Raw genomic sequence first — 24,265 nt, 5'->3', positions numbered from 1 at the left:
ATCGTTTTCCTCTTTTTTAACCAAATCTTTTTAATTTCGTTTTTTCAACCAACCACTGGCCAATGACTTCGGTTACATAATAAGAAGTAAATAAAGTACAAATAATACCCGCTAGTAAAGTAACAGCAAAGCCTTTCACAGTTGGGTTGCCATAAATAATAAGAACAATCCCTGCGACAGCAGAGGTAAAGTGAGCATCAATTAATGTACGAAAACTTGTGTGATAACCTTTGTAGAACGCTTGTTTTTGTGAAAAACCAGAACGAATTTCTTCACGAATACGCTCATTGATGACTACGTTGCCATCCACCGCAATCGCCATCGTCAACACAATTCCAGCAATACCAGGTAGTGTTAAAGTAGCGCCAAATAGAGCCATGAATGCCAAAATAAGAAGAACGTTAAAGAGCATGGCAACATTCGCAACCAAACCAGACATTCCATAAATAACAAGCATAATAACGATCACCAATATGCCGGCTATGATTGTGGAAATAAATCCAGAATGAATATTTTGTGCACCTTCACTTGGCCCAATTTGTCTTTCTTCGACAACTTTTACGGATGCTGGAAGAGCACCCGCACGTAATACCAAAGATAAATCCTGTGCTTGCTTCATCTGGTCAACCATATTGGTGCTGCTGCCCATGGTGATTTGCGCACTGCCTGTGGTAATAGGAGAATTGACAACGGGCGCACTCTGCACATTGCCATCAAGAATAATCGCAACTTGATGCGGTGCATTGTTCGGCTTAAAGGCTTCGGTCGTGATGTCACCAAAGAGTTTTGCCCCTTGCGGTTTAAACTTTAACGAAACAACATATTGCGGAATATAATTCTCGGTTGATTGCTGTGCTTGCGCATCTTCAATAAGATCGCCTGTTAATTTCGCATGCGCTTCCACTAAATAGGGAAGAGTTGAAATTGTTTTGATCGATTGAGCTGAAGGTGACGTCACCCGATGCAAAATAATTGTTGAATTTTTTGGAAGCTTATTTTTGTCACGCAACCACTGCGAAAGAGTTTCAATCGTCTCAGGTTGATTGGCATCTTCCGAGATTTTCAATTCTTTCCGTGCTTCCTCGAGCAATTGTGGCAACTGCCCTTGTGGGATGCTATTGAGCACCAACCTAAAGTCCAACTGCGCTGTGTTACCCAAAAGCTCTTTTGCTCTTTGAGTGTCCGTCATACCTGGCAGTTCAACCATAATACGGGTATTGCCAGCTTGAAAGATATTGGGTTCAGCCACACCGAATTGGTCAATACGATTGCGAATCGTGTTTATAGCCTGCTGCATAAGTTGTTTTTCATAATCGCCAATATAGCTGCGATTTGCTTGAAAATAAAGGGTTTTTCCTTCAATTTTATCGAACAAAACCAGCAGAGTTTGCTCTTGAATTCTTTTTTGTACGAGTTGTGCTTTGGCTATATTGTCGAGCTCAACGACAGTGGTCAGATCAGGATTGACTTTATAGGAAGTGATTTTCACGCCTTCAGAAGCAACTAAGTCTTTTGCGAGGGAAATAGAGCGATGGATAGAATCTTGGATGGCTTTTTCAACTTCAACGTTGAGGGTTAAGGATAACCCGCCCTTTAAATCGAGACCTAAGTTGATTCGAGCCGCTGGCAAAAGATTTTCGGACCATCTTTCATACCATTTTGCGGGCACACCATTTGCATCTCTTTGCCATTCAGAAGGATTACCGAAAAAGGTCGGAAGTGTATAAATTATACCAAATACAAGTGCACAAAGAATAATGACACTCTTAATCCACCACATTGGTGGCATGGAGCTTTTGTTCTGCATAAGTTCACCCAATGTCTATCAATTTGAAAAATCTTTACAAAAAAGAAAAAACCGCCCACCCTATGCGAGCGGGCGGTTTTTCTATTTAAGATGCAAAACCGACTCTTACTTTGCTGGAACAGCTGTAGAGGCGGAATCGAGTCTTCCTGAAATGGAACTTTTAAGAACGCGCACTGTGGAGTTGCCGACATTTAGTGAAACAATATTTTCTTTTACTTCAACAACAGTGCCAATGATTCCACCTGCGGTGATCACTTCGGAACCAGCTGTTAAAGATGCTAAGAATGCTTTTTGCTCTTTTGCTCTTTTTGCCTGGGGGCGGAAGACAAAGAGCCACATAAAGAGGATCATCCCACCAATAAGAGCAAAATTCAGCCAACCTGCGCCTGCAGGAGCTGCACCTGCAGCTGCGCCCGCGGGAACTTGTAAAGGAGCTGTTGCACTGGTTGCGTCTTGGGCAAGTGCTTGACCTGCTCCTAAAGTGGTCGCAATGATTGAGCTTAAAGACATTGAAAGAGATTTTATATTCATTGTTAGATGCACTCCAATTAAAACTAAAAAAACAACACGTTTAATCTAGTATCATCTTTGAAATAGTTTGCAACTGCATGTTAGTCGTCCCTTCGTAGATTTTACCTATTTTGGCATCTCGATAAAATTTTTCGGCAGGGAAATCTTTAACAAAACCATAACCCCCATAAATTTCGAGCGATAGGCTCGAAACAAACTCAGCGACCGAACTTGTAAAGTGTTTAGCCATGGCTGCTTCTTTGACAAAGCTTTTTCCAGCGTCCTTCAATCGAGCTGCATTGTAAACCAGAAGACGAGCCGCTTCAATCTGCGTTGCCATTTCAGCAATTTGAAATTGAATCCCTTGATAGGCTGTGAGAGGTTTGCCAAATTGTTCACGCTGTTTAGCATAAGCCATAGCACCCGCAAGAGCCCCTTCAGACAAGCCAAGCATTTGCGCAGCAATCCCAATCCGTCCTTCATTTAATGTCTCAATGGATATTTTATATCCTTTGCCTACCTCGCCTAAGATATTCTCTTTTGGTACCTTAACGTTTTCAAAAATAACTTCACAAGTGCTGCTTGCTCGAATACCAAGCTTTGTTTCTTTACGACCTAACGAAACACCTGGCATTTCTTTTTCAACAAAAAAAGCCGTGATGCCTTTATATCCTAATTCCGGATTCACATTGGCAAAAACAAGAAATAAACTGGCTTCTTTTGCATTGGTAATAAAGACTTTCTTACCATTTAATTCATAATGGTTACCTTTATCTACAGCGCGGGTTTTTAAGGCAAAAGCATCGGAACCACTGTGCGGCTCCGTTAAACAATAGGATCCCACTTTCTTTTTTGCCATCTGAGGAAAATATGTTGATTTTATGTGCTCCGACCCCCATTTCATCAATGCATTTTCCACTAAAGTATTCTGGACATCAACAAAGACACTCACACTTGGGTCAACCTGCGCAATCGCTTGAATTGCTAAAATAGCTTGAAAAAAAGACCCACCCGATCCACCGTATTTTTCTGGCACTTCGATTGCCATCAGCCCCATGGAAAAGATCTTTTCAATTATTTTGGGATTTAGTGTTTCACTTTCATCCATTTCAGCAATATGTGGGTATATTTCTTTTTTGGCGAAATCCTGAACTGAACTAAAAAAAAGTGCTTCTTCGTCATTTAGAATTGTTAAAGGCAAGAGACCATCTTGTTTCATTCCTACACTCCAGGTTATGTCTTGATCATAAAAATATCTGTTACTCATACTTTTAATACACCTGTCTTAAAAAAAGCACAACAAATCCCAGCTTTATCCTCCTGACCTATTTAAAAGTAAGTCTGTCGGCGAACATTTCCGAAAAAAACAGAAAATATCCGTCAAAATTTCAGAACCCAAATTTTAAATAATTTCTCGAAGAAATTGTTAAGATCAGTTTTATAATAAATATTAAAAAAATTTGATTAAATTCAAATAAATTAATTTATATTTATAAAATTTAACAATAATTTTATAAAGTTTATAGCACGTGGAAGTGGGGTTCAAACTCATGAAAAATAGAAGTCTTGCATTTAAGCTTATTGCTTCTTTCCTTATCCTCTTGCTGTTTATTTTAACTTCAGCAATTTATAGCATACTCATGAACAACAAAACCCAAGGATACGCAGACGATGTGGCCAACAATTGGTTCCCGAGCGTTGACTCTGTTGCCAAACTGAGCAACACCTTTGCCAATTATTCTCGTAGGAATTTGGCTATATTAACTTATTATGCCTTTCAACAGCAAAATAAACTGAAAAAGGAGTTTCTTGATCAACATGAGAGCTGGAAAATGGAAATGACGGCTCTTATAGAAAAACACAAAAAGCAACTCATTTCGAGTCCAGAAGAGAAGATATTGATCGATTTAGTCGATAAAATTTGGGCTCAATATATTGATTCTGTAAACGAAGACAAAAATTTACTGGCAAAAAACCCTGGCGCTGCTTTTGAAAGGTACCAAACGGAAACCTTAAAAATTGCAGTTACTATGTCAAAAGCACTCACTGAACTTGGGAAATTCAACTATGATGGCGGAGTGAGTTCATCGACCAAGGGCAATTCCTTAACAGCCATCACAAACATCACTATGACTTCAATAGTTATTGCCTCTATAGTCATTTCCCTGATTATCCTACAACTTATTTTAAAATCGACAAATTCAATTTCACAAGCAGTGACGAATTTAAAAAAACAAAGCGTATCCACTAGTAAAATTGCTGGGGAATTAAAGTCGAGCTCACAATCTCTCTCGGATTCTGTGACAGAGCAAGCAGCTTCTATTCATGAAACCAGCGCTGCGATCAACGAAATCACCAGTATGGTCAATCGCACTGCAGAGAATGCTAAGGAATCGACCAATGTCGCTAAAAGCGCATCGGGCAAAGCCGAAGAAGGGCAAAAGACTATGCTGAGGCTTGTGCAAGCCATGGAAACTATTCAGGAATCTAGTGGTCAATTGCAGAATATTGCTGTCATTATCAATCAAATCAATAGCAAAACTGCTGTTATCAATGACATAGTTTCGAAAACAGAACTCCTGTCTCTCAATGCTTCGATTGAATCTGCCCGGGCAGGAGAACATGGAAAAGGCTTTGCTGTGGTGGCTGAAGAAGTGGGTAACCTTGCTAAAGTCAGTGGGAAGTCGGCCCAAGAAATCCAGGAACTGATCACGAAAAGCCAAGAACAAGTCAATAGTATCTTAAATTTGACTAAAGATCGGGTGACAGAAGGGAAACAAGTGACAACAGAAGCACAGCAATCCTTCCTCCAAATCTCTGATGACATTTCAAACATGTCAAACGTAATCCAACAGATTTCCGAAGCCACCCGTGAGCAAGAAATTGGGGTCAGACAGATTTCGACTGCCATGTCACAAATAGACAAAGCCACCCGAAATAGCCAAGTGGCCGTGAATACCACTTCTGATTCGTCAAATAATCTCGTTGAACAAAGTAACAAGTTAGACTCAACTGCAAAAGATATTGAAATCTTGATTAAAGGGAAAGTGATGGAAGATTCTCAAAGATAATACAATACTCAAAGAGTCAAAGTGTTGGCAATGCTCTATTTTTACCTCGCCAAACAAGAACTCAGTCAAAATGCTAAGCTAAAATTATGTGCTAAAGATTTCAAAATATTAATTTTAAGAAATAACTGACAAATAATACATTTTCCCACTTTAGATTTTTAATCCACAACCGATTTATAATTGTGCATCGGTATCATAAAGCTCGAAAATGGAGTTCACCATTATGAACAATAAAAGTTTAGCCTTTAAACTCAATACCTCGTTCCTTATCCTCTTGGCTTTTATTTTAACCTCTGCTATTTATAGTATCCTTATGAATAACAAAACCCAAGGATATGCGGATGATGTGGCCAATAATTGGTTCCCAAGCGTGAATTCGACCGCAATTATGGGCAATGAAATGACGAAGTTTTCCCGTCGACAGGTGCTCGTTATCGCAACTTATCTGGGCGATAGATTGCAGAATTTAAAAGCAAATATGGAAGATTTAGCTACTTGGAAAAAGAATTTTGAGACACAGCTTGAAACTCACAGAAAAACGTACGCTACTGATCCTGAAGAGATAGCAATTATTGAGGCTCTAACTAAAGAATGGAAAAAATATATTGAATTTGTAGATAGAGATCTTGAACTTGTAAAGCAAAAACCTATTCTTGGCCTAGAGCACTATCAAGCAAACACAAAAGGACAAGCAATCCTTGTAACGAAAGAAATTGATAAATTAACAAAATATAATTATGACAATGGTGTTAAGACATCGACCAAAGGAAATAGTTTAACCGCAATCACAAACTTCACCATGGCAGGAATTGTCATTTCATCCATTATTATTTCGCTTATTATCTTCCAAATTATACGTACATCAACCAACTCTATATCCACTGCAGTGACAAACTTAAAAAAACAGAGCGTCACTACAAGCAAAATTGCCGGTGAGTTAAAGTCAAGCTCTCAGTCTCTCTCTGACTCAGTTGCCGAACAAGCCGCTTCTATCCACGAAACCAGTGCTGCCATTAACGAAATCACCAGCATGGTCAACCGCACTGCCGAAAATGCCAAAGAATCGACGAACGTTGCTAAAAGTGCATCGGACAAAGCGGAAGAAGGGCAAAAAACTATGCTTAGACTTGTCCAAGCAATGGAAACAATTCAGGAGTCCAGTGGGCAATTGCAAAACATTGCTGTGATAATCAATCAAATAAATACCAAAACAGCTGTCATCAACGATATAGTTTCGAAAACGGAACTTTTATCACTCAACGCGTCCATCGAGTCCGCCCGTGCCGGTGAATACGGCAAAGGCTTTGCTGTGGTGGCCGAAGAAGTGGGTAACCTTGCTAAAATCAGCGGTAAGTCAGCTCATGAAATCCAGGAACTGATTACGACAAGTCAAGATCAAGTAAACCAAATCCTCAACGTCACAAAAGAGCGCGTAGCTGACGGGAAAAAAGTTACGACCGAAGCGCAGGAGTCTTTCCTCCATATTTCGGAAGACATTTCGAATATGTCAAACGTGATTCAACAGATTTCCGAAGCGACCCGTGAGCAAGAAATCGGGGTGAGACAGATCTCGACTGCCATGTCACAGATAGACAAAGCCACACAAAACAGTCAGGTGGCGGTGAATACAACTTCCGAGTCGTCGAACAATTTGGTTGAACAAAGTAACAAACTCGACACAACTGCAAAAGACATTGAAATCCTGATTAAAGGGAAAGTGATGGACGAATCACATGGATGATTAAAAGATTCTATTTACTTAAGGATGAGTGATGAATAGAAAAAGCCTAGCCTATAAATTGTATACTTCGGTTATTATTATACTGATTATAGTATTGATATCGGCTATTTACACCGTTCTTATGATTAATAAAACCCAAGGATATGCGGCAGAAACGAAAAGCTTTTGGTTGCCAAGTATCCGGATTGCCCACGAGTATTTAGACAATCTTACTTTACTTAGACAAAGCACTTTGCGGATAATGATTGCGCAAAACGAACAGAATAGAAAATTATTTATTGATAAATGGAAAAAAGAGTCTGAACATATTGAAGAACTGGGCAAAGAATATCAAGAATATATCACGTCAGAAAAAGAGCGAGAATCTTATGCTAAGCTTCAAGAAGATTGGAAAAAATATAAAGGCTTGAATTTAAAAATTGTAGATTTAGGCAAGCAAGGTAAAACGAAAGAAGCACTTACTCTCATTCGTGAAACCACCGACGAACTGATTGAAAGAATGGAAGTAACCCTCAATAATCTTATAGAGATAAATTATAAAGGCGCAGTGCAATCAACAAAATTAGGAGCTAACTTAACCAGTATCACTACACTGACTATGATTGCAATTATAAGTGCTACTGCTTTAATTGCACTCATAATAATTATTATTATAAAAACTTCTATGGGCTCTGTTTCAAACGCCATAGAAAACTTAAAAATTCAAAGTGTCTCAACCAATAAAATCGCTGTTACGTTAAAAAAGAGCTCCAATTCTCTTTCTTCTTCAATAACGGAACAGGCGGCTTCTATCCACGAAACCAGTGCAGCTATTAACGAAATCACCAGTATGGTCAATCGCACCACTGAAAATGCCACTCAGTCCACAATTGTAGCAAAGGCTGCTTCTGAAAAAGCTGAAGAGGGCCAAGCCACTATGAAAAGGCTTGTCAAAGCCATGGATACCATTCAAGAGTCAAATGTACAACTGCAGAATATCACTGGAATAATTGGACAAATTCACACAAAAACCGCAGTGATCAACGACATTGTCGCAAAAACCGAGCTTCTTTCACTCAATGCCTCGATTGAGTCAGCCCGCGCAGGTGAATACGGCAAAGGCTTTGCTGTGGTGGCTGAAGAAGTTGGTACTCTCGCAAAAATGAGTGGCCAATCCGCCAGCGAAATTCAAGATCTCATCAACAAAAGCTTAGAACAAGTCAATCAGATACTTGAAGTGACCAAAGGTCGTGTGGCAGAAGGCAAAAAAGTCACAACCGAAGCCAAGGAATCTTTTTTACAAATATCCGATGATATTGCGAACATGACCAATGTGATTCATCAGATTTCCGATGCAACGCGTGAACAAGAAATTGGGGTGAGACAAATTGCAACGGCCATGACTCAGATCGATAAAGCAACACAAAACAGTCAGGCAGCAAGTACAGGGGCGGCAGAGTCGTCAACTAAACTTGTTGAACAAAGCGATAGTCTAGATATTACAGCAAAAGATATCGAGCTTTTGGTTAAAGGTGCTGTTACTTAAAGGGTGTATTTATGGCTCACAAAAGCCTTGCATTTAAACTCTATATTTCTGTTTTACTCCTTGTGCTTATCATATTAGGATCTGCCTCATTTTCTATTTATATGATTGCAAAAACACAAGAATTTGCCAATGAAACGGGCGAAGATGATTTACCAAGCTTTCACTTTGCTTACGAAATTCAAACAGGAATTGGACTGTTAAGAAGAAATGAATTGCGCACTCTTGCGTCAGAAGAACCTAAATTTAAAGAAGCAAATCGTAAAACATTAATTAAAAACCATGAAAGAATTAAAGAACTTTTAGAAGTATATAAAAAATATGTCTTCGATGACATCGAAAAAAAGCAACTTGCTAATTTTGAAATGGATTATATAAAATATAAAGAAATATCCGAAAAATATATTAATCTCAGTAATGAAGGCAACAATAAAGAAGCCCTGAAATTAATGTTCGAGGAAGGTGATGTACAGTTAAAAAAACTGACAGATGGTTTTTCCGACGTGATCGCAAATGATTATGATTTAGCAATAGAATCCACAAAAAGAGGAGCGAATTTAACTTTAATTACAACAATAACTATGACTATTATTATTATTCTTTGTTTACTTATTTCATTTATTATTTTCCGACTCATCCAAAAATCGACTCGTGCTATTTCTGCTGCTGTATTAAAATTAAAAGATCAAAGTATTTCGACTGGGTCAATTGCTTCTCAACTAAAAAATGGTTCAGCTTCACTTTCAGATGCCGCCAATGGGCAGGCAGCCGCAGTGCATGAAACCACCGCAGCGGTAAATGAAATCACCAGTATGGTCAATCGCACTTCCGAAAATGCGAGACACTCCAATGAAGTTGCAAAAGGTGCGGCAGCCAAAGCAGAAGAAGCACAAATAACCATGCAGCGACTCGTAACCGCCATGGACACCATTCAGGAATCAAGCAGTCAACTGCAAAATATTGCCGATGTGATAGCAGAAATAAATTCAAAGACGAAAGTTATCAACGACATTGTCAATAAGACTGAACTTTTATCTCTCAACGCTTCCATTGAATCCGCGCGTGCAGGGGAACACGGTAAAGGCTTCGCTGTAGTGGCTGATGAAGTTGGGAAACTTGCAAAAGTCAGTGGTAAATCTGCAAAAGAAATTCAACAACTCATTCGCAAAAGTCAAGGTGAAGTTAACAATATTCTCGAACTGACAATTTCAAGAGTGACTGACGGAAAAAAAGTAACAACCGAAGCACAAGATTCTTTTATAAAAATTTCGGAAGATATTATTAATATGACATCTGTCATTCAACAAATATCCGATGCCACCCACGAACAAGAAATTGGAGTCAGGCAAATTTCTACAGCCATGGATCAGATTGACCGCGCAACCCAAAGTTGTTTGAGCGCTGTAAATACCACCAGAGAATCTTCTCTCCACCTTATAGAACAGAGTGATAAACTCGATCAAACTGCAAAAGATATTGAAGTGCTCATTATGGGTTCACAAGCATAGTTTTTGCAGTTTTATTTCGGGTGGATTTTAAATATATAATTTTTTCATCTTTTTCTTTTACCTATATTTCTGCCTAAATAAGTCAACTTATATTTTAAAATTGTTTTTTTGGGGTAACTTCGTGGGTTTAGATCAAATATAAGATGATAAAAAAGACAAAAATTTACTGTTAAATCCAAAAACGCATTCGATTAAATCAAAATTATTTACCTGAACGGGATCTATCAAAAAGTTTTTTTCATAATATATGAAGTAATTTACAGATTGTTTGTTGCAAAGCATTAACACAGATAGCTATTCCACTTATATTCTCATTAAAAGTTAATATCTTCGGTGTATGCAAGACTCCTTTGTAAATTACTTTTTCTTTTAGGCATCAATTTTATGAAAGTCACATTAAGAAATTTGTGCTGAAATATATTAGCCCTTGTGTTTTGGAAGGACGATGACTAAAAAAAGTTTATCTTTTAAATTGAATTCTTCTATTTTTATTTTGCTCATACTCATTATTCTAAACGGATTATATACCATTTTAATGATAAATAAAACACAATCCTACGCTCGTGAAACAGGTGAAAGCTGGCTTCCAAATGTTTTATCCACTAGCGAAATGAGTGAAGGAATAGGTAAATATGCAAGAAGAATTATAGGCCTATTAAGCACTTCCTTAATAAATTCTGGCGAAGAAGAGAAAAAAATTAAAGAAGAATATATAAAAGCTCTGGATAAATATGGCCATAATATAGACACCACTCTTGAAAAATATAAAAAACTTATCAGTAGTCCTGAAGATAAAGCACTTCTAGATGATATTATTACAAAATGGAAGGCATATGACGATGCTTGCAGGAAAGCAATTGAAATCAAGAGTGAGTGAAGGGAAAAAAGTTACTGCTGAAGCCACAGAATCTTTTCATGCGATTTCGAGCGACATTTCAATGATGGCAAGCGTTATCCAACAGATATCCGATGCGACGAGGGAACAAGAAATTGGTGTAAGGCAAATATCATTGGCAATGTCCAATATAGATAAAGCCACCCAGAAGAGTCAAAATGCTGTGAGTTCCTCATCAGAATCCTCTTCAGATCTCGTCCTGCAAAGCGAGAAATTAGAAAAAACGGCAGAGAATATTGGAATTCTGATTAAAGGTGAAAAGTGATACCATTTAAAAATTCTTTAGAATGATTCTTTATATCGATACTTATTATTAAAAATTGGAGTTATAAAATGCTTATTTTCAATAAGTCTCTGCATAGCAAAATTCTTATAACAATAATTCCAATAAATCGATTCTAGAAGTCATAAACTCGATGAATATTTTAACGAGTACAATTAATGGCACTGCTTTAGAGACAGAAAAAACTCTAAATTTATCGAATAAGTTAGATTTACAAAGTCATAATTTCAAAGAAATAATGAATTCAATGAATCTTATTATAATTGAGAAAATACAAAACAAATAGCAATTTTTTTATAACTAAAAACTATCGTCATTATTTTGTACATTTTTTAACTTTATTAACTTTATAAACTTATTATTTTTATTAAAATCCGATATTAATATATTATTTACCGATTCAATGGAGGAAACTTGATGCTATTAAAAATATTTATAAAATATATTACTTTTTCCAACTTATTCATTTTAACTTTTGCAGCAATGGCTGCAGACAAAATAGCATTAGTCACTGAAGACTCTCCTCCATTTAATATGGAAGAAGGTGGAAAAATAATAGGTTCTGGCACAGATATTATAACAACAGCAATGAAAAAAGCTAATATAGAATTTACTCTTACCTTAATGCCTTGGGCAAAGGCTTATCAAATGGGTTTGGACGAAAAAAACACTGCTGTATATTGCACAACAAGAACACCAGAAAGAGAACCATTATTTAAATGGGTAGGCCCTTTAGCAGAAAATAGTTGGGTATTTTTTGCTAAAAGTGGTTCGAAAATTAAAATATCTAGTTTAGAAGATGCGAAGAAGCATACAGTTGGTGGTTATAATGGCGATGCGAAAGCTCTCTTTTTATTAAAAGAAGGTTTTGTCGAAGGAAAAAACCTGCAGCTTGCTAGCAATGAAAAACAAAATGCTTTAAAGTTACAAGCTGACAAAATAGATTTATGGGCATCAGGCTCTGATCTTGCTCCATGGGTATCTAAAAAAGAAAATTCTGGGAAAATAACACCTGTATTTACCTTTAAAAAGGTTAAAATGTATGCCGCATTTAATAAAAATACAGATGACTCTATTATTAAAAAACTGAATGATGTTTTAGCCGGCATGCGCAAAAGTGGTGAAATTAAAAAAATAAATAATAGATATAGATAAATAATTATTTATTCTTAGGTAACTTTAGGTTTTCATCCCCTGTTACCTTTTTCATAATGTCTCCGATGGAACCCAAAGAAGATAAAACCGCAGTGGCCTCATATGGAATAAAGACTTTATCCGTATTTTTCTGGGTCATTTCACCAAAGCGTTTTAGGTATTCCATGGCAACTAAATAGTTTGCTGCTACTTCAGGTCCACCAAAAGCATCTTTAATCAATTGAATGGATTTAGCTTGAGCGGCGGCAACAGATTCAATAGCTTTTGCTTGACCCAATGCACGGGCCACAGTCGCTTCTTGATCACCTAAGGCTTGATTTATTTTTTCTTGTTTTTCACCTTCAGAGTGTTCGATACGCGCACGTTTTTCACCTTCCGCATTCAAGATTTGGCTTTGCTTTGAGCCTTCCGCAGTGAGGACATTGGCACGTCTTTCACGCTCAGCCTGCATTTGCTTTTCCATCGCATTTTGCACTTCTGGTGGAGGAGTGACATTTTTAAGTTCAACCCGGTTGACCTTCAGTCCCCATTTATCGGTTGCTTCGTCGAGAACAATTTTTAAACGTGAGTTGATAACGTCACGGCTGCTGAGAGTGTGATCGAGATCCATTTCTCCCACTAAACTTCTGAGAGTCGTTTGGGTGAGTTGAGCAACTGCGATCGGGAGTGCTTGAATTTCGTAAGCTGCACGTTTTACGTCAGTGATTTGCACATAAATAATTGCGTCGACATTGATACCAACGTTGTCTTTTGTAATCACTTGCTGCGCAGGAATGTCTATCACAACTTCACGCAAGTCGATGCGATCAACATTTGTGATCATACCATTACGGCTCCACAGAATAGTGCGTGATTGATCGACAAAAGGAATAAGGACGTTGAGACCTGAGTTTAACACTGCGTGAAATTTACCCAAACGTTCAACAATAATGCACTCTTGTTGCCTAATAACAATAACATATTTTGAGAAAATAAAAATAACGAGAATTACAATTGCTAATAATACGAAAATTTCGACCATAATTGAACCCCTATTTTACTATTAACTATTTGTTTTTTCCACAATCACTTTGTTACCTTGAACAGAAATAACCTTAACGCGCTCGCCGATTTTAAATTCTGCAATTATTTTTTCGTGCTGAGAATCCCAATGAATTTCCCAAACATCAGAAAAGATTTTAACCTTACCTGTGTTTTGTGGGGATTGAAATTCCTCGACTATAATTCCAGTCTGACCAATCAAACCAACTTGAAAATGCGAATCTTTTGGTTTTAAAAAACGAGATTTGCGCCATTTGGAAATTAAAAACAACAACAGTATACTAGATAATACAAAAACGCAGCCATGTATATAAATATTATCGGAAATTATTGCAAAAATGCCCGTTATGAGCGCAGCTAAGCCAATAGGTAAAAGATAAAATGTTAGAGAAAAAACTTCTAAAATAATAAAAATAATTCCGATTAAAAAATAAATCCAATATAATTCAAAATTCATTCAGACTCCCTTTTTTTAGAATTAGACTTTTTAGTTATAGTTTTTTTCTCCTCTTTTTCAATCACACGGCCAAATCTTTTTTTAGATTTTTCATTTTCCTGTTTTTCGTGAGAATTTTTCGCGCGGGAATGTCTTTCTTGTACTCTTTTATCATCAGGGCGTTTTTCGTAAGAACGTTTTTCATTTGCCCTCTTACTGTGCTCATTCTTTTCAGTTGGTGTGCTATTGCGTGAGTGTTTTGTATCAGACTTATTCTTATATTTATCATTTACTTGCTCATTCCTCTTAGAATGATCGTTCTGATATGGTTTTCTCTCTGTTTCTTTATTAAGAGAAACTTTTTCTTCGCTGTGCCAAGAATTTCTCTTTTCATTTTTTTGCTCATTTTCTTTTATTTTACGTGCGCGAATAACTTGAGAGGAGCGCATATCTCGGCGTTCTGCTTCGCGCGCATAATCCGCATCGTTTAATTTCATTTTGCGTTTTAATTTACGTGCATCGAGAATTTCTTTTGGTAAATTCACAGCAGGTTTTTTATTCTTTTTATTTTCGCTCAGCATCTCAAGTTTAATTTCGCTCAAATACTTGCTCTCCTGTTCGGTCACTGCCCGCATTTTCCCAGGTTCAAGTTTACCTGGTAGTCGAAGATCGCCAATTGCGACACGGACAAGTCGCACAACGCTGAGTCCTAAAGCCTCCATCATGCGTCTGACCAAACGGTTGCGCCCCTCAGTCACAACCAGCTCAAGCCACTGCCCAACGCTATTACCCAAAGGTTCTTTATTACCTAATTTAACTGAAATAGCTTTTGCAGGGCCATCATCAAGTTCAACCCCTTTTTTCAATTTTTCTGCATCTTCAATATTTACAGGCGATGACAATAAAACCGCATAAGTTTTTTCTACAGAATACTTCGGATGCGACAGCGCAAGAGCAAGATCTCCATCATTGGTTAAAACAATAAGACCTTCACTGCGATAATCCAAGCGCCCAACTGACTGAACATTGGCAGACATTTTTTTCAGATCAGGAAGATCGAAAATAGTGGGTCTTTCTTTTTCATCTTTTCGACTGGTGATTGTCATAAAAGGTTTATTTAAAATATATATTACTTTAGGTGGTGCATTTTTTAAGAGCTTGCCTTCTACAGTAATAGAAGAGTTACTCTCAACTTTTACCCCAAGCTTTTTTACAATTTTACCATTGACTTTTACTTTTCCAGCTTCGATAAGTTCATCTGCTTTTCGTCTTGAAGCTGCGCCTAATTCTTGTAGCATTACGTTTAAACGGATCATCTCTACTTTTGTTTCTTTACTCATTGATAATGTTTCCCAACATGAAAAAAAAAACAGAAGCCCTTCACCAGTTGTCCTCAACTGATTTGAGTTCTGTCATTTTAGTTTAAAAAATTCTTATTTTTAACCTAGAAATAGCGCTGTCGCAGGATCTTCAAAGTACTGTTTTAAAGTCTTTAAAAATTCAGCGCCAACCGCTCCGTCAATAACTCTGTGATCACAACTCAAAGTCACTTTCATTCTTTGTTCAACACCAACAGTGCCGTTCGCGAGCACAACCGGAGTTGGAATCGTCGAACCAATTGCTAGAATAGCGGCTTGAGGTGGATTGATTATTGCAGTGAACTCTTCAATTCCAGTCATCCCTAAATTACTAACAGAAAATGTTCCACCCGCATAATCATTTGGCTGGAGTTTTCCATCTTTTGCTATTTTAACGAGCCGTTTTGTTTCCTGAGCAATTTGCACAACTGTGAGTTTGTCAGCATGTCTTACTACGGGAGTCATAAGTCCATTTGGTAAAGCAACCGCTACGCTCATATGCACGTCGCCGTACTGGAGAACACAATCGTCTTGCCAAGAGGAATTCACTTCTGGATGGCGTTTGAGCGCACGCGCCGTTAAGAAAATAGCAAGATCGTTGACGCTAAACTTTTGATCGTCTGGCAACTTAGCAACAATCGATTTTCTCCACGCCAACAGGTTTGTCATATTTAAACTGATGGATAGATAAAAATGCGGAGCCGTGTTCACGCTTTCAGCCAAACGACGAGCAATGGTTTTACGCATATTGGTGTGTGGAATTTTGACCACAGCACCTGCTGCGATACCATGGACAGAAGACATAGAGGCAGAAGAAGAAGTCTGAGCTAAATCCCTTTGCACTATGCGGCCATTTGGTCCACTGCCTTGAATGGATTTGAGGTCAATCCCTTTGTCGGCGGCGATTTTTTTCGCAAGGGGACTTGCTTTAACATCGGCTTGCGAAACAGAAGCGCTTGCAGCTGGTGCTTTTGCCACAGCTGTTTGAGATGCAGTTTGAGGTGCTGCCGCTTTAGAAGCGTCGGCTTTGCTTGCAGTCTGTGCTCCACCTTTTTTAGCGTTGTATTTTTCGAGCACTTCTTCCCATTTTTCATCGGCTTTGCCAATGATCGCAATAGGTGCTTGTAAAGGACACTTTTGTCCGTCCCCTACGAGAATTTTGAGCAATATCCCGCCTGCTGGACTTTCATATTCCATCGTTGCTTTGTCTGTGTCGATTTCGATAACAGGGATGCCCGCTGTTACTTTGTCGCCCTCTTTTTTTAACCAACGCGCCACAGAGCCTTCGGACATAGTGTCAGAAAGTTTTGGCATTTCCATTACTGTAGCCATAATGATGTCTCCAAAAAAATATCTTTATTTATATAAAACAGCCTTAATTGCAGCAATGGTTCTTTCTGCAGTTGGCATAACTTCGTGTTCGAGGCGTTCATTATAAGGCATTGGTACAAAAAGATTTGTAACTCTTTCTGGTGGAGCATCGAGGTCATCAAAGCATTCTTTCACAACGCGATCAACGATGTGGCAGCCAAACGACGCAACTCCCCAACCTTCTTCGAGCACAACAAGACGATTTGTTTTGCGGACGGAATTGAAAATAATTTCTTCATCAAGAGGCATAAGGGTACGAGGGTCAATTATTTCGACACTGATACCTTCTTTTTCAAGTTCAGTCGCAACATCTTGAGCTAAAAGTACCATTTTATTCCAAGCAACTAAGGTCACATCGGATCCTGGGCGTTTTACAACACCGACACCAATTGGCACTATATGTTCACCATCAGGAACTTCACCTGAACGGCCATAGAGCATTTCGCTTTCTAAAAAGAGAACCGTGTTGTCATCACGTATAGCTGATTTCATGAGACCTTTTGCGTCGGCGGGATCGATTGTACTGATAATTTTGAGACCAGGACAGTTGACGAGCATATGGTCGACACATTGACTGTGCTGAGCGGATAACATGTGCGCAGCCCCATGCGGTCCACGGATAACCATCGGAACTTTATATTGTCCACCGCTCATGTAGAGCATTTTTGCTGCGTGATTGATGATTTGATCGAATGCTTGGATCGCAAAGTTCCAAGTCATCATTTCGATAATCGGACGAAGTCCACACATAGCTGCACCCACACCCAAACCAGCAAAACCTGCTTCGGAAATAGGGGAGTCAACGACACGCATGGGACCAAATTTAGCGAGCATTCCTTTTGAAACTTTATAAGCTCCATCATATTCGGCAACTTCTTCGCCCATGAGGAATACACTTGGATCACGTTCCATTTCTTCGCTCATTGCTTGATTGAGCGCTTCTCTTAAAGTTAAAATAGCCATGTTTTAAAACCTCAAATTCTAGTTATTAAACAAGAACATGTTTATAAAGTTCATCGAGTTCTGGTTCTGGTGAGTCTTCCGCAAAGGCAACAGCTGCATCTACTTTATCTGCAATTTCTTCTTCAAATTTTTCGAAGTCGTCTTCTTTTGCAGCTTTTTGTGCAAGCATAGTTTCCTTGAGCAAGACAAGACAATCCCGTGAGCGTTCTTTTTCAACTTCTTCCTTTGTACGGTAATTGCCTGGATCAGACACAGAGTGGCCTCTGAAACGATATGTTTGAATCTCAACGAGAATCGGTTTTGAGGTTTTACGCGTTTCTTCGACAATTTCTTTCATTTGATTATATGTATTAACAACATTACGGCCATCCACAACTGCTTGGCGCATATTGTAGGCTTTCGCTCTGTCGGAGAGATTTGACAAAGAACATGTACGTGAAATAGCTGTTCCCATGCCATATTTATTATTTTCGATAATAAATATGCAAGGAAGATCCCAAATAGCTGCCATGTTAAGGGCTTCGTGGAATTGTCCTTGATTCGAAGCGGCATCACCTAAAAAACAAAGAGAAACAAGATCTTCCTTGTTGTATTTGATTTTCCAGCCTGCTCCTGCTGCGAGAGGAACTTGTCCACCCACAATACCATGTCCACCCATAAACCGATGTTTTTCAGAGAACATGTGCATGGATCCGCCTTTTCCGCGGGCACAGCCTGTGACTTTACCAAGAAGTTCGGCAATCATAACACCTGGATCCATACCTAAGACCACAGGAGCAACGTGATCGCGGTAACCGGTTATGACATAATCTTGACCCTTGCGAATGGCATTTAAGCAGCCGGTCGAAACAGCTTCTTGACCTATATAAAGGTGACAAAATCCACTAAATTTTTGTTGAACATAAAGCTGTCCGATGCGCTCTTCAAGGCGACGGCCAAGTAGCATTTCTTTATAAAAAGCTACAAGAAGCTGATTTGATAATTTTTGAGTCATCTATGAAACTCTCCAAAAAAAGAAGAATCGAAAAAATTTTGAATGACAATCACTGATAGGATTCGTTTGGGATAAATCCCAAACACACAAGCTATACGCTATGACAGAAAAAACGGGACTGCAAGAATAGGCATTCTTAAAAGAATAAAATAAAATGCCTTATGCAATCGATTCCTTTGGACCCAATAATATTTGAATAGATACTTTTGTATAAATTTAAAAAAACATCAATTTCATACAAAATACTGATCCGCCGGACTTAATAAACTCAGAAGTATCGACAGAAACAGGTATAAAACCATTGTTTCTAATGAGTTTTTCAGTCTCGACACAACCAGTTTGAATAATCACATGCTTTCCATTTGGACAATGAGCATTGCAAGCAAAACCAGGAGAATCAGCTTCTAATAATGGAACTTCTATAATTTGGCTGAATATGCGTGCAAGCAGTTCCCATCCTTCATCCGTAAAAGCCTCTTTACAGGCGAGGGCTGTGTTTGCATTTAAAACACTCAAGCATGTGTCCAAATGGTAAAACTTGGGATGGGTCAGTTCAAAAATAGCGATCGGTGCTTGAGCAGTTTGACTTAAAATATCATAAATTCTTTTATCTGTTCTAAATCCGTAGCCTCCCAAAATAAATCGTTTTCCAGGAATCCATAGAGCATCACCCATTGACTCAAAGAAAAACCCATCCGTCCGTGAAGCAATACGATGTGTTTGATAATGATGCTGACTTAAAAAAGCGTTGATATAGGATACTTCTTGGTTGCGCCGATCGTTAAACATATTCGAAAGCACAGCATGTGGATTTCCGCAGGCATCGACATAAGGAAAACTTTGATTTGCGCAAAAAACCATATCTGGAAGATCTTTAACAGGTTGAACTACGAACACATTAAAACCAATTCGTTCATATGCATTCTTCAAATTTTGCCATTGCGCTTGAGCTTTATTTTTATCAAGTTTATGCAATGAACCATCTTCTTTTACCATATGCGCATTGATCGGAGTATCGACATTGAAATAAGCGGGATCGACCATCATGACTTTATTTGCAAGAGGCATTGCGGGAACAGAATCTAGGGAACAAGTTAACTGAGATACATTTTGTATCACTTTATGCATATGGCACCTCAAAAAAAAGAAGTACGCTTTCTTTACTCATTTTGGAAAGCTGAGAATGTATTACAACAATGGTAAATCGGGTTCAAATATTTTACAAAAAAAGTTAAACAAGCTTATATCTTTATTTTCATTTGAAAACATTATAGTTCAATTGAAATATAAACTGACAGAGGAGTCTTTATTTTGTTTCAAATCTTAGAAATTGATATCATTGACACTAAGTATAAATATTTTAAAAGTCCGTGGATTTTTAGTAATCAGGTTAAACATTTAGATGACAAATTACTCAATCCTGAAAAAATATGTTTAGTTAGACTCAAAGGCACAAAAAAAATAGGTATTTATAATAAAACGAGTTTAATCTCTATTCGCTTGTTACCTGATTGCATTATGGATAAAGTAGAAAACAATAGCATTTCTTCTGAAGCTTTTATTGAACAACTCTCAGTTTATATAAAAAAGCTGCAAATTGAAAAAAATACGTTCGCATTTGCAGACAAAGAAGCTTATAGACTTTCTCATGGTGACAACGATGGCCTCCCCGCTTTAGCCATTGACGATTATAAATCTGTTCTCGTTCTGCAAAGTTCCGCTGCTGTTGGTGATTTTTTACTTCCTTATGTTGTAGAAGCATTAAAAAGAGTGAGTGATTTGCCTATTTTTGAAAGAAGCACAGGACAAATTCGTAAACTCGAACAACTGCCTGAGAGAACCCGTTGGATTGAAAAGCCAAAGACTGATTCCTCATTTGATATTAGCTGCTTTTTTGCACATTTAACCATGAGTTTTTCGTTAAACAAAGCACAAAAAACAGGTTTATTTTTAGACCAAAGAAATAACTTAAAATACCTTGCGGAACTCCTTAAAACTTATAATATAAAGAAAAGTTTAGACATTTGTAGCTACGCAGGTGCTTGGAGTGCCATTGCTGCTCGATCGGGGGTCTCTGACCTCACGTTAATCGATCAAGACGCCTGGGCCTTGCAACTTGCACAAAAAAACGTAGAACAAAATGCTTTACACACTCCACTTATTCGCACCTTACATGGAGATATGTTCGAACACTTGCAAAATCTAAATAAATCAACAGAAAAATTTGACCTTATCATTGCCGATCCACCTGCATTTGCCAAAGCGAAAAAAAATGTGGCAGAAGCAAAAAGAGCATATACAAAAATGACCCGGCTTGCTCATAATTTACTAAACGAAAATGGTATCTTGGTTGTATGCAGTTGCAGCCGTCATATCGAAGACCAAGACTTTTTAGAAAGTGTATCACTTGGTCTGAGTGCTCAAAACTGGGTGCTCCTCCATAAGGGTGAGCAGTCCCCGTGTCACACGCGTTTGGCAACTCCAGATTCTTCTGAATATTTAAAGTGTTACTTTATTAAAAAGAGAGTGCTTTAAAATAATTTTGAAGCATGGGGAAAATAAATGAATTCATTTAAAAAACGAATTATGATCGACACTCGCGTTGTTGTTGAGGGAAATGAGCATGGCATTGCTCGTCACACCCGCGAACTTATTTATAATTTAATTCACAAAAATAACAATGAGATCGATTTTTACCTACTCGTTAATAAAAACTCGCCCTTTTATAAGCTCAAACTTCCTAGTAATTTTAAACTCATAAAATTAAGATCTGGACTTTATAATGTTTTTGGGCAACTTGAAATGTTTTTTTATACATTAAAATATCGGCCAAATTTTTTCCATGCTCCTCATTTTATTGTTCCTCTGATAGGTAACACTGCACTCATTGCTACAATTCATGATATGAATCACGTCGCTTTAGCAAAAAACTATACGCTAAAACAAAAACTCTATTATAATTTCTTTTTAAAAAGAAGACTGAGCAAAGCTAAATATATTGTGACAGTCTCCGATTTTTCAAAACAAGAAATTATAAAATATTTTCAAATATCTGAAGAGAAAATTAAAGTTATTTACAACGGTGTATACAATAATTTTAAACAACGAAATGAATTTTGCCAGGAAAGAATAAAAGAATTTCTAACTAAATATAATTTACCAGATAAATATATCTTTGCCAGTGGCAATCAAAAACCACATAAAAACTTGGAAAAACTCACTGAAGCTTATTGCTTAGGAGGTTTCGATCTCCCATTAGTTATTTTATCCGATTCAAATGAAAAAAATATTGAGCTGGCAAAAAGATTTAACAAAAAAAACAAAATTTACTTTTTAAAATATGTACAAGAAGAAGATTTTCCCCTTCTTTATGCTTTGAGTTCTGCATTTATTTTTCCCTCTCTTTATGAAGGATTTGGTCTCCCGCCTCTCGAAGCGGCCGCCTGCGGAGTCCCCGTTGTTGTCAGCCACACAACTTCCTTACCCGAAATTATGCAAGACACTGCCACGTATGTGAACCCAGAAAGCATTCCTGACCTGCAACGAGGTATCAAAGAAGCCCTCAGTGAAAATAACGAAGTCATTCATATTCGGGTCAAAAATGGATTGAAACTGGCTCAGAAATACACTTGGTCAAATATGGCTCAAGAAACCCTTGAACTTTATGATAAGTTGTATTGATTTGATTTGCTTTTTTTTAAAAATGTGAATACCAACAGTACGGAAACTTTCTTGGATAGATTTAGATCCAAAACTCTGAAAGGCTTTTTATGACAACGATTAACGGAAATATGCGTAACATTGCAATTATTGCACACGTTGACCACGGCAAAACAACGCTTGTGGACAAACTTCTTCAACAATCAGGTACATTTGCAGCTCACCAATCCATTGCGGAACGCGTGATGGACAGCATGGACCTTGAACGCGAACGCGGAATTACAATTGCAGCTAAAAATGCATCTATGGTGTACAAAGATGTTCGTATTAACATCGTTGACACCCCTGGTCACGCTGACTTTGGTGGTGAAGTGGAACGTACGTTGATGATGGTTGACGGAGCTATACTGCTTGTTGACGCCGCAGAAGGCCCTTTGCCACAAACTCGTTTTGTGTTGCAAAAAGCTTTACAGCGCAACCTCCGCATGATCCTTGTCATTAACAAAGTCGACCGTTCCGATGCGCGTGTTGATGAAGTTTCTGAAATGGTTCAAGATCTTTTCTTAGAACTCTCTTCAGAAGATCATCACCTCGACTTTCCTATTTTATATGCATCTGGCCGTAATGGCTGGGCAAGTAAATCTAAGGATATCAAAACCGAAAATCTACAAGATTTATTCGACACTGTGCTTGAGCATGTGCCACCACCTCGCGTTCAACTTGAAGGCGGCGCTCAATTATTAATCAATAACTTAAGCTACAACAACTTCTTAGGTCGTTTAGCAATTGGCCGTGTTGAACGCGGAACACTTGCGGCAAATCAAAGCATTGTTCTTATTAACAAAGATGGAAAACAGCAACCAGCTAAAATTATTAAAGTAAGAGCATACAGAGGCCTTGAGCAAATCGACGTTGATTCTGTCTCAGCTGGTGACATAGCAATCGTTGCAACTGGCTTAAATGACTTAGCAATTGGTGACACAATTGCCGACGCATCTAACCCAGAAGCTCTTCCACGCATTGAAGTTGACCCACCAACAGTGGGAGTTGAAGTCAGCGTAAACACATCACCCATGGCAGGCCGTGAAGGAACTTACCTCACAAGTAGTAAGCTTGGTGAGTTTTTACTCAAAGAAGCTATGAACAACGTCGCATTAAAGATCGAAAATACAGACTCTCCTGAAGTTTTCATCTTAAAAGCACGTGGAGAACTGCAAGTTGCCATCGTTATGGAAAATCTCCGTCGTGCCGGTGGTGAATGTATGGTTGCACGTCCAAAAGTGATCACACGCAAAGAAAATGGCGAAACTCTTGAACCTGTTGAAAGAGTTGTCCTCGATGTTCCAGACGCAAGTGTTGGCGCAGTGACTGAAAAACTTTCTATCCGTAAAGGCCGCCTTGAAAACATGCAAGCGTTTAACAATGGCCGTACACGTATTGAATTTAGCATTCCTACCCGTGGACTTTTAGGTTACCGCAGTACTTTCCTTACAGACACAAAAGGTGAAGGACTTATGTCCAGTTACTTTGAAGGCTGGGAAACTAACCGCGGAAACTTCCTTTCCCGTGTCAATGGAGCTCTTGTTGCTGACCGTTCTGGTAAAACAACAGAATACGCTCTCTCTGGACTCGAAGAACGCGGCCGTCTTTTCGTTCCAGCCGGTGAAGAAGTTTATGAAGGAATGATCGTGGGTGAACACAACCGCGATTCAAACCTCGATGTAAACGCTGTACGTGAGAAAAAACTGACAAACATGCGTGCCTCTGGATCTGACGACTCCACTAAACTCTCCCCTGTGACAAGAATGAGTCTTGAAACCGCTCTTGACTGGGTTGAAGACGACGACTGGATCGAAATCACTCCAAAGAATATTCGTATTCGTAAGCGTATCCTCGCTTCCAATCAGCGCAGTGTTTCCCGTAGAGAAAAAGGAGAGTAAGTTTTACTCT

The 24,265-nt window shown here is 38.3% G+C and carries 20 protein-coding genes; 10 read left to right on the top strand and 10 right to left on the bottom strand.

The genetic code is table 11. The features are described 5' to 3' along the window. Positions 1 to 16: 16 nt before the first annotated feature. From secD to EZS29_RS05120, 3 genes are all read right to left on the bottom strand, one after another. Positions 17 to 1,807, bottom strand: coding sequence for a protein translocase subunit SecD (gene secD, locus EZS29_RS05130; RefSeq protein WP_130607243.1), 1,791 nt, complete (start codon positions 1,805 to 1,807; stop codon positions 17 to 19). 105 nt (positions 1,808 to 1,912) lie between these two features. Further along, positions 1,913 to 2,338: a preprotein translocase subunit YajC gene (gene yajC, locus EZS29_RS05125; protein ID WP_216678718.1), complete on the bottom strand. Its 426-nt coding sequence runs from the start codon at positions 2,336 to 2,338 to the stop codon at positions 1,913 to 1,915. A gap of 40 nt (positions 2,339 to 2,378) precedes the next feature. After that, complete coding sequence (locus EZS29_RS05120; protein ID WP_130612777.1) at positions 2,379 to 3,536, bottom strand: acyl-CoA dehydrogenase; 1,158 nt, start codon at positions 3,534 to 3,536, stop codon at positions 2,379 to 2,381. A gap of 331 nt (positions 3,537 to 3,867) precedes the next feature. On the opposite strand from EZS29_RS05120, the gene EZS29_RS05115 reads away from it, so the two are divergent. From EZS29_RS05115 to EZS29_RS05085, 7 genes are all read left to right on the top strand, one after another. Next, positions 3,868 to 5,388: a methyl-accepting chemotaxis protein gene (locus EZS29_RS05115; protein WP_130607241.1), complete on the top strand. Its 1,521-nt coding sequence runs from the start codon at positions 3,868 to 3,870 to the stop codon at positions 5,386 to 5,388. A 223-nt stretch (positions 5,389 to 5,611) separates the two neighbouring features. Further along, complete coding sequence (locus tag EZS29_RS05110) at positions 5,612 to 7,129, top strand: HAMP domain-containing methyl-accepting chemotaxis protein (protein ID WP_172603784.1); 1,518 nt, start codon at positions 5,612 to 5,614, stop codon at positions 7,127 to 7,129. 31 nt (positions 7,130 to 7,160) lie between these two features. Further along, positions 7,161 to 8,654 carry a HAMP domain-containing methyl-accepting chemotaxis protein gene (locus EZS29_RS05105; RefSeq protein WP_130607237.1) on the top strand — a complete coding sequence of 498 codons (1,494 nt, stop codon included), beginning with the start codon at positions 7,161 to 7,163 and terminating at the stop codon, positions 8,652 to 8,654. An 11-nt stretch (positions 8,655 to 8,665) separates the two neighbouring features. Then, positions 8,666 to 10,159: a HAMP domain-containing methyl-accepting chemotaxis protein gene (locus EZS29_RS05100; protein WP_130607236.1), complete on the top strand. Its 1,494-nt coding sequence runs from the start codon at positions 8,666 to 8,668 to the stop codon at positions 10,157 to 10,159. A 445-nt stretch (positions 10,160 to 10,604) separates the two neighbouring features. After that, positions 10,605 to 11,036, top strand: coding sequence for an MCP four helix bundle domain-containing protein (locus tag EZS29_RS05095; protein ID WP_130607234.1), 432 nt, complete (start codon positions 10,605 to 10,607; stop codon positions 11,034 to 11,036). Next, on the top strand, positions 10,993 to 11,319 hold the full coding sequence (locus tag EZS29_RS05090) for a hypothetical protein (protein ID WP_172603783.1): 327 nt from the start codon (positions 10,993 to 10,995) through the stop codon (positions 11,317 to 11,319). Before EZS29_RS05095 ends, EZS29_RS05090 begins: the two co-directional genes overlap by 44 nt. A gap of 435 nt (positions 11,320 to 11,754) precedes the next feature. Further along, on the top strand, positions 11,755 to 12,492 hold the full coding sequence (locus EZS29_RS05085; protein WP_130607231.1) for a substrate-binding periplasmic protein: 738 nt from the start codon (positions 11,755 to 11,757) through the stop codon (positions 12,490 to 12,492). 4 nt (positions 12,493 to 12,496) lie between these two features. Here EZS29_RS05085 and EZS29_RS05080 read toward each other — a convergent pair whose 3' ends face one another. The 7 genes from EZS29_RS05080 to EZS29_RS05050 form a co-directional block, all read right to left on the bottom strand. After that, positions 12,497 to 13,513, bottom strand: coding sequence for an SPFH domain-containing protein (locus EZS29_RS05080; protein WP_130607229.1), 1,017 nt, complete (start codon positions 13,511 to 13,513; stop codon positions 12,497 to 12,499). A gap of 21 nt (positions 13,514 to 13,534) precedes the next feature. Further along, positions 13,535 to 13,990, bottom strand: a complete 456-nt coding sequence (locus EZS29_RS05075) for an NfeD family protein (protein WP_130607227.1) — start codon at positions 13,988 to 13,990, stop codon at positions 13,535 to 13,537. Continuing rightward, on the bottom strand, positions 13,987 to 15,309 hold the full coding sequence (locus tag EZS29_RS05070; protein ID WP_130607225.1) for a pseudouridine synthase: 1,323 nt from the start codon (positions 15,307 to 15,309) through the stop codon (positions 13,987 to 13,989). Before EZS29_RS05070 ends, EZS29_RS05075 begins: the two co-directional genes overlap by 4 nt. A gap of 99 nt (positions 15,310 to 15,408) precedes the next feature. Further along, the gene (locus EZS29_RS05065) at positions 15,409 to 16,659 is read right to left on the bottom strand and encodes a dihydrolipoamide acetyltransferase family protein (RefSeq protein ID WP_130607223.1); all 1,251 of its coding nucleotides are present in this window, start codon (positions 16,657 to 16,659) and stop codon (positions 15,409 to 15,411) included. Positions 16,660 to 16,683: 24 nt separating this feature from the next. Then, on the bottom strand, positions 16,684 to 17,661 hold the full coding sequence (locus tag EZS29_RS05060; protein ID WP_130607221.1) for a pyruvate dehydrogenase complex E1 component subunit beta: 978 nt from the start codon (positions 17,659 to 17,661) through the stop codon (positions 16,684 to 16,686). Between the two features lie 25 nt (positions 17,662 to 17,686). Beyond that, on the bottom strand, positions 17,687 to 18,655 hold the full coding sequence (gene pdhA / locus EZS29_RS05055) for a pyruvate dehydrogenase (acetyl-transferring) E1 component subunit alpha (protein ID WP_130607219.1): 969 nt from the start codon (positions 18,653 to 18,655) through the stop codon (positions 17,687 to 17,689). Positions 18,656 to 18,871: 216 nt separating this feature from the next. Further along, complete coding sequence (locus EZS29_RS05050; protein ID WP_130607217.1) at positions 18,872 to 19,783, bottom strand: dimethylarginine dimethylaminohydrolase family protein; 912 nt, start codon at positions 19,781 to 19,783, stop codon at positions 18,872 to 18,874. Positions 19,784 to 19,966: 183 nt separating this feature from the next. On the opposite strand from EZS29_RS05050, the gene EZS29_RS05045 reads away from it, so the two are divergent. The 3 genes from EZS29_RS05045 (at position 19,967) to typA (ending at position 24,255) form a co-directional block, all read left to right on the top strand. Continuing rightward, entirely contained in the window at positions 19,967 to 21,190 is a 1,224-nt protein-coding gene (locus EZS29_RS05045) for a class I SAM-dependent rRNA methyltransferase (protein ID WP_130607215.1), read from the top strand. Positions 21,191 to 21,217: 27 nt separating this feature from the next. Further along, positions 21,218 to 22,336, top strand: coding sequence for a glycosyltransferase family 4 protein (locus EZS29_RS05040; protein WP_130607213.1), 1,119 nt, complete (start codon positions 21,218 to 21,220; stop codon positions 22,334 to 22,336). Positions 22,337 to 22,425: 89 nt separating this feature from the next. Then, positions 22,426 to 24,255, top strand: a complete 1,830-nt coding sequence (gene typA, locus EZS29_RS05035) for a translational GTPase TypA (protein ID WP_130607211.1) — start codon at positions 22,426 to 22,428, stop codon at positions 24,253 to 24,255. Positions 24,256 to 24,265 lie beyond the last annotated feature (10 nt).

It is taken from the genome of Fluviispira sanaruensis, assembly GCF_004295685.1.
Lineage (GTDB): Bacteria > Bdellovibrionota_B > Oligoflexia > Silvanigrellales > Silvanigrellaceae > Silvanigrella > Silvanigrella sanaruensis.
This window is presented reverse-complemented; position numbering and strand designations above follow the sequence as displayed.

What these genes read in the sequence shown, in the direction of transcription:
- EZS29_RS05075 (WP_130607227.1), bottom strand. Translation starts at nt 13,990, where the DNA reads ATGAATTTTGAATTATATTGGATTTATTTTTTAATCGGAATTATTTTT.
- EZS29_RS05065 (WP_130607223.1), bottom strand. Translation starts at nt 16,659, where the DNA reads ATGGCTACAGTAATGGAAATGCCAAAACTTTCTGACACTATGTCCGAA.
- EZS29_RS05110 (WP_172603784.1), top strand. Translation starts at nt 5,612, where the DNA reads ATGAACAATAAAAGTTTAGCCTTTAAACTCAATACCTCGTTCCTTATC.
- pdhA (WP_130607219.1), bottom strand. Translation starts at nt 18,655, where the DNA reads ATGACTCAAAAATTATCAAATCAGCTTCTTGTAGCTTTTTATAAAGAA.
- EZS29_RS05115 (WP_130607241.1), top strand. Translation starts at nt 3,868, where the DNA reads ATGAAAAATAGAAGTCTTGCATTTAAGCTTATTGCTTCTTTCCTTATC.
- EZS29_RS05080 (WP_130607229.1), bottom strand. Translation starts at nt 13,513, where the DNA reads ATGGTCGAAATTTTCGTATTATTAGCAATTGTAATTCTCGTTATTTTT.
- EZS29_RS05050 (WP_130607217.1), bottom strand. Translation starts at nt 19,783, where the DNA reads ATGCATAAAGTGATACAAAATGTATCTCAGTTAACTTGTTCCCTAGAT.
- EZS29_RS05100 (WP_130607236.1), top strand. Translation starts at nt 8,666, where the DNA reads ATGGCTCACAAAAGCCTTGCATTTAAACTCTATATTTCTGTTTTACTC.
- EZS29_RS05105 (WP_130607237.1), top strand. Translation starts at nt 7,161, where the DNA reads ATGAATAGAAAAAGCCTAGCCTATAAATTGTATACTTCGGTTATTATT.
- typA (WP_130607211.1), top strand. Translation starts at nt 22,426, where the DNA reads ATGACAACGATTAACGGAAATATGCGTAACATTGCAATTATTGCACAC.
- EZS29_RS05040 (WP_130607213.1), top strand. Translation starts at nt 21,218, where the DNA reads ATGAATTCATTTAAAAAACGAATTATGATCGACACTCGCGTTGTTGTT.
- EZS29_RS05090 (WP_172603783.1), top strand. Translation starts at nt 10,993, where the DNA reads ATGACGATGCTTGCAGGAAAGCAATTGAAATCAAGAGTGAGTGAAGGG.
- EZS29_RS05120 (WP_130612777.1), bottom strand. Translation starts at nt 3,536, where the DNA reads ATGAAACAAGATGGTCTCTTGCCTTTAACAATTCTAAATGACGAAGAA.
- EZS29_RS05070 (WP_130607225.1), bottom strand. Translation starts at nt 15,309, where the DNA reads ATGAGTAAAGAAACAAAAGTAGAGATGATCCGTTTAAACGTAATGCTA.
- yajC (WP_216678718.1), bottom strand. Translation starts at nt 2,338, where the DNA reads ATGAATATAAAATCTCTTTCAATGTCTTTAAGCTCAATCATTGCGACC.
- secD (WP_130607243.1), bottom strand. Translation starts at nt 1,807, where the DNA reads ATGCAGAACAAAAGCTCCATGCCACCAATGTGGTGGATTAAGAGTGTC.
- EZS29_RS05085 (WP_130607231.1), top strand. Translation starts at nt 11,755, where the DNA reads ATGCTATTAAAAATATTTATAAAATATATTACTTTTTCCAACTTATTC.
- EZS29_RS05060 (WP_130607221.1), bottom strand. Translation starts at nt 17,661, where the DNA reads ATGGCTATTTTAACTTTAAGAGAAGCGCTCAATCAAGCAATGAGCGAA.
- EZS29_RS05095 (WP_130607234.1), top strand. Translation starts at nt 10,605, where the DNA reads ATGACTAAAAAAAGTTTATCTTTTAAATTGAATTCTTCTATTTTTATT.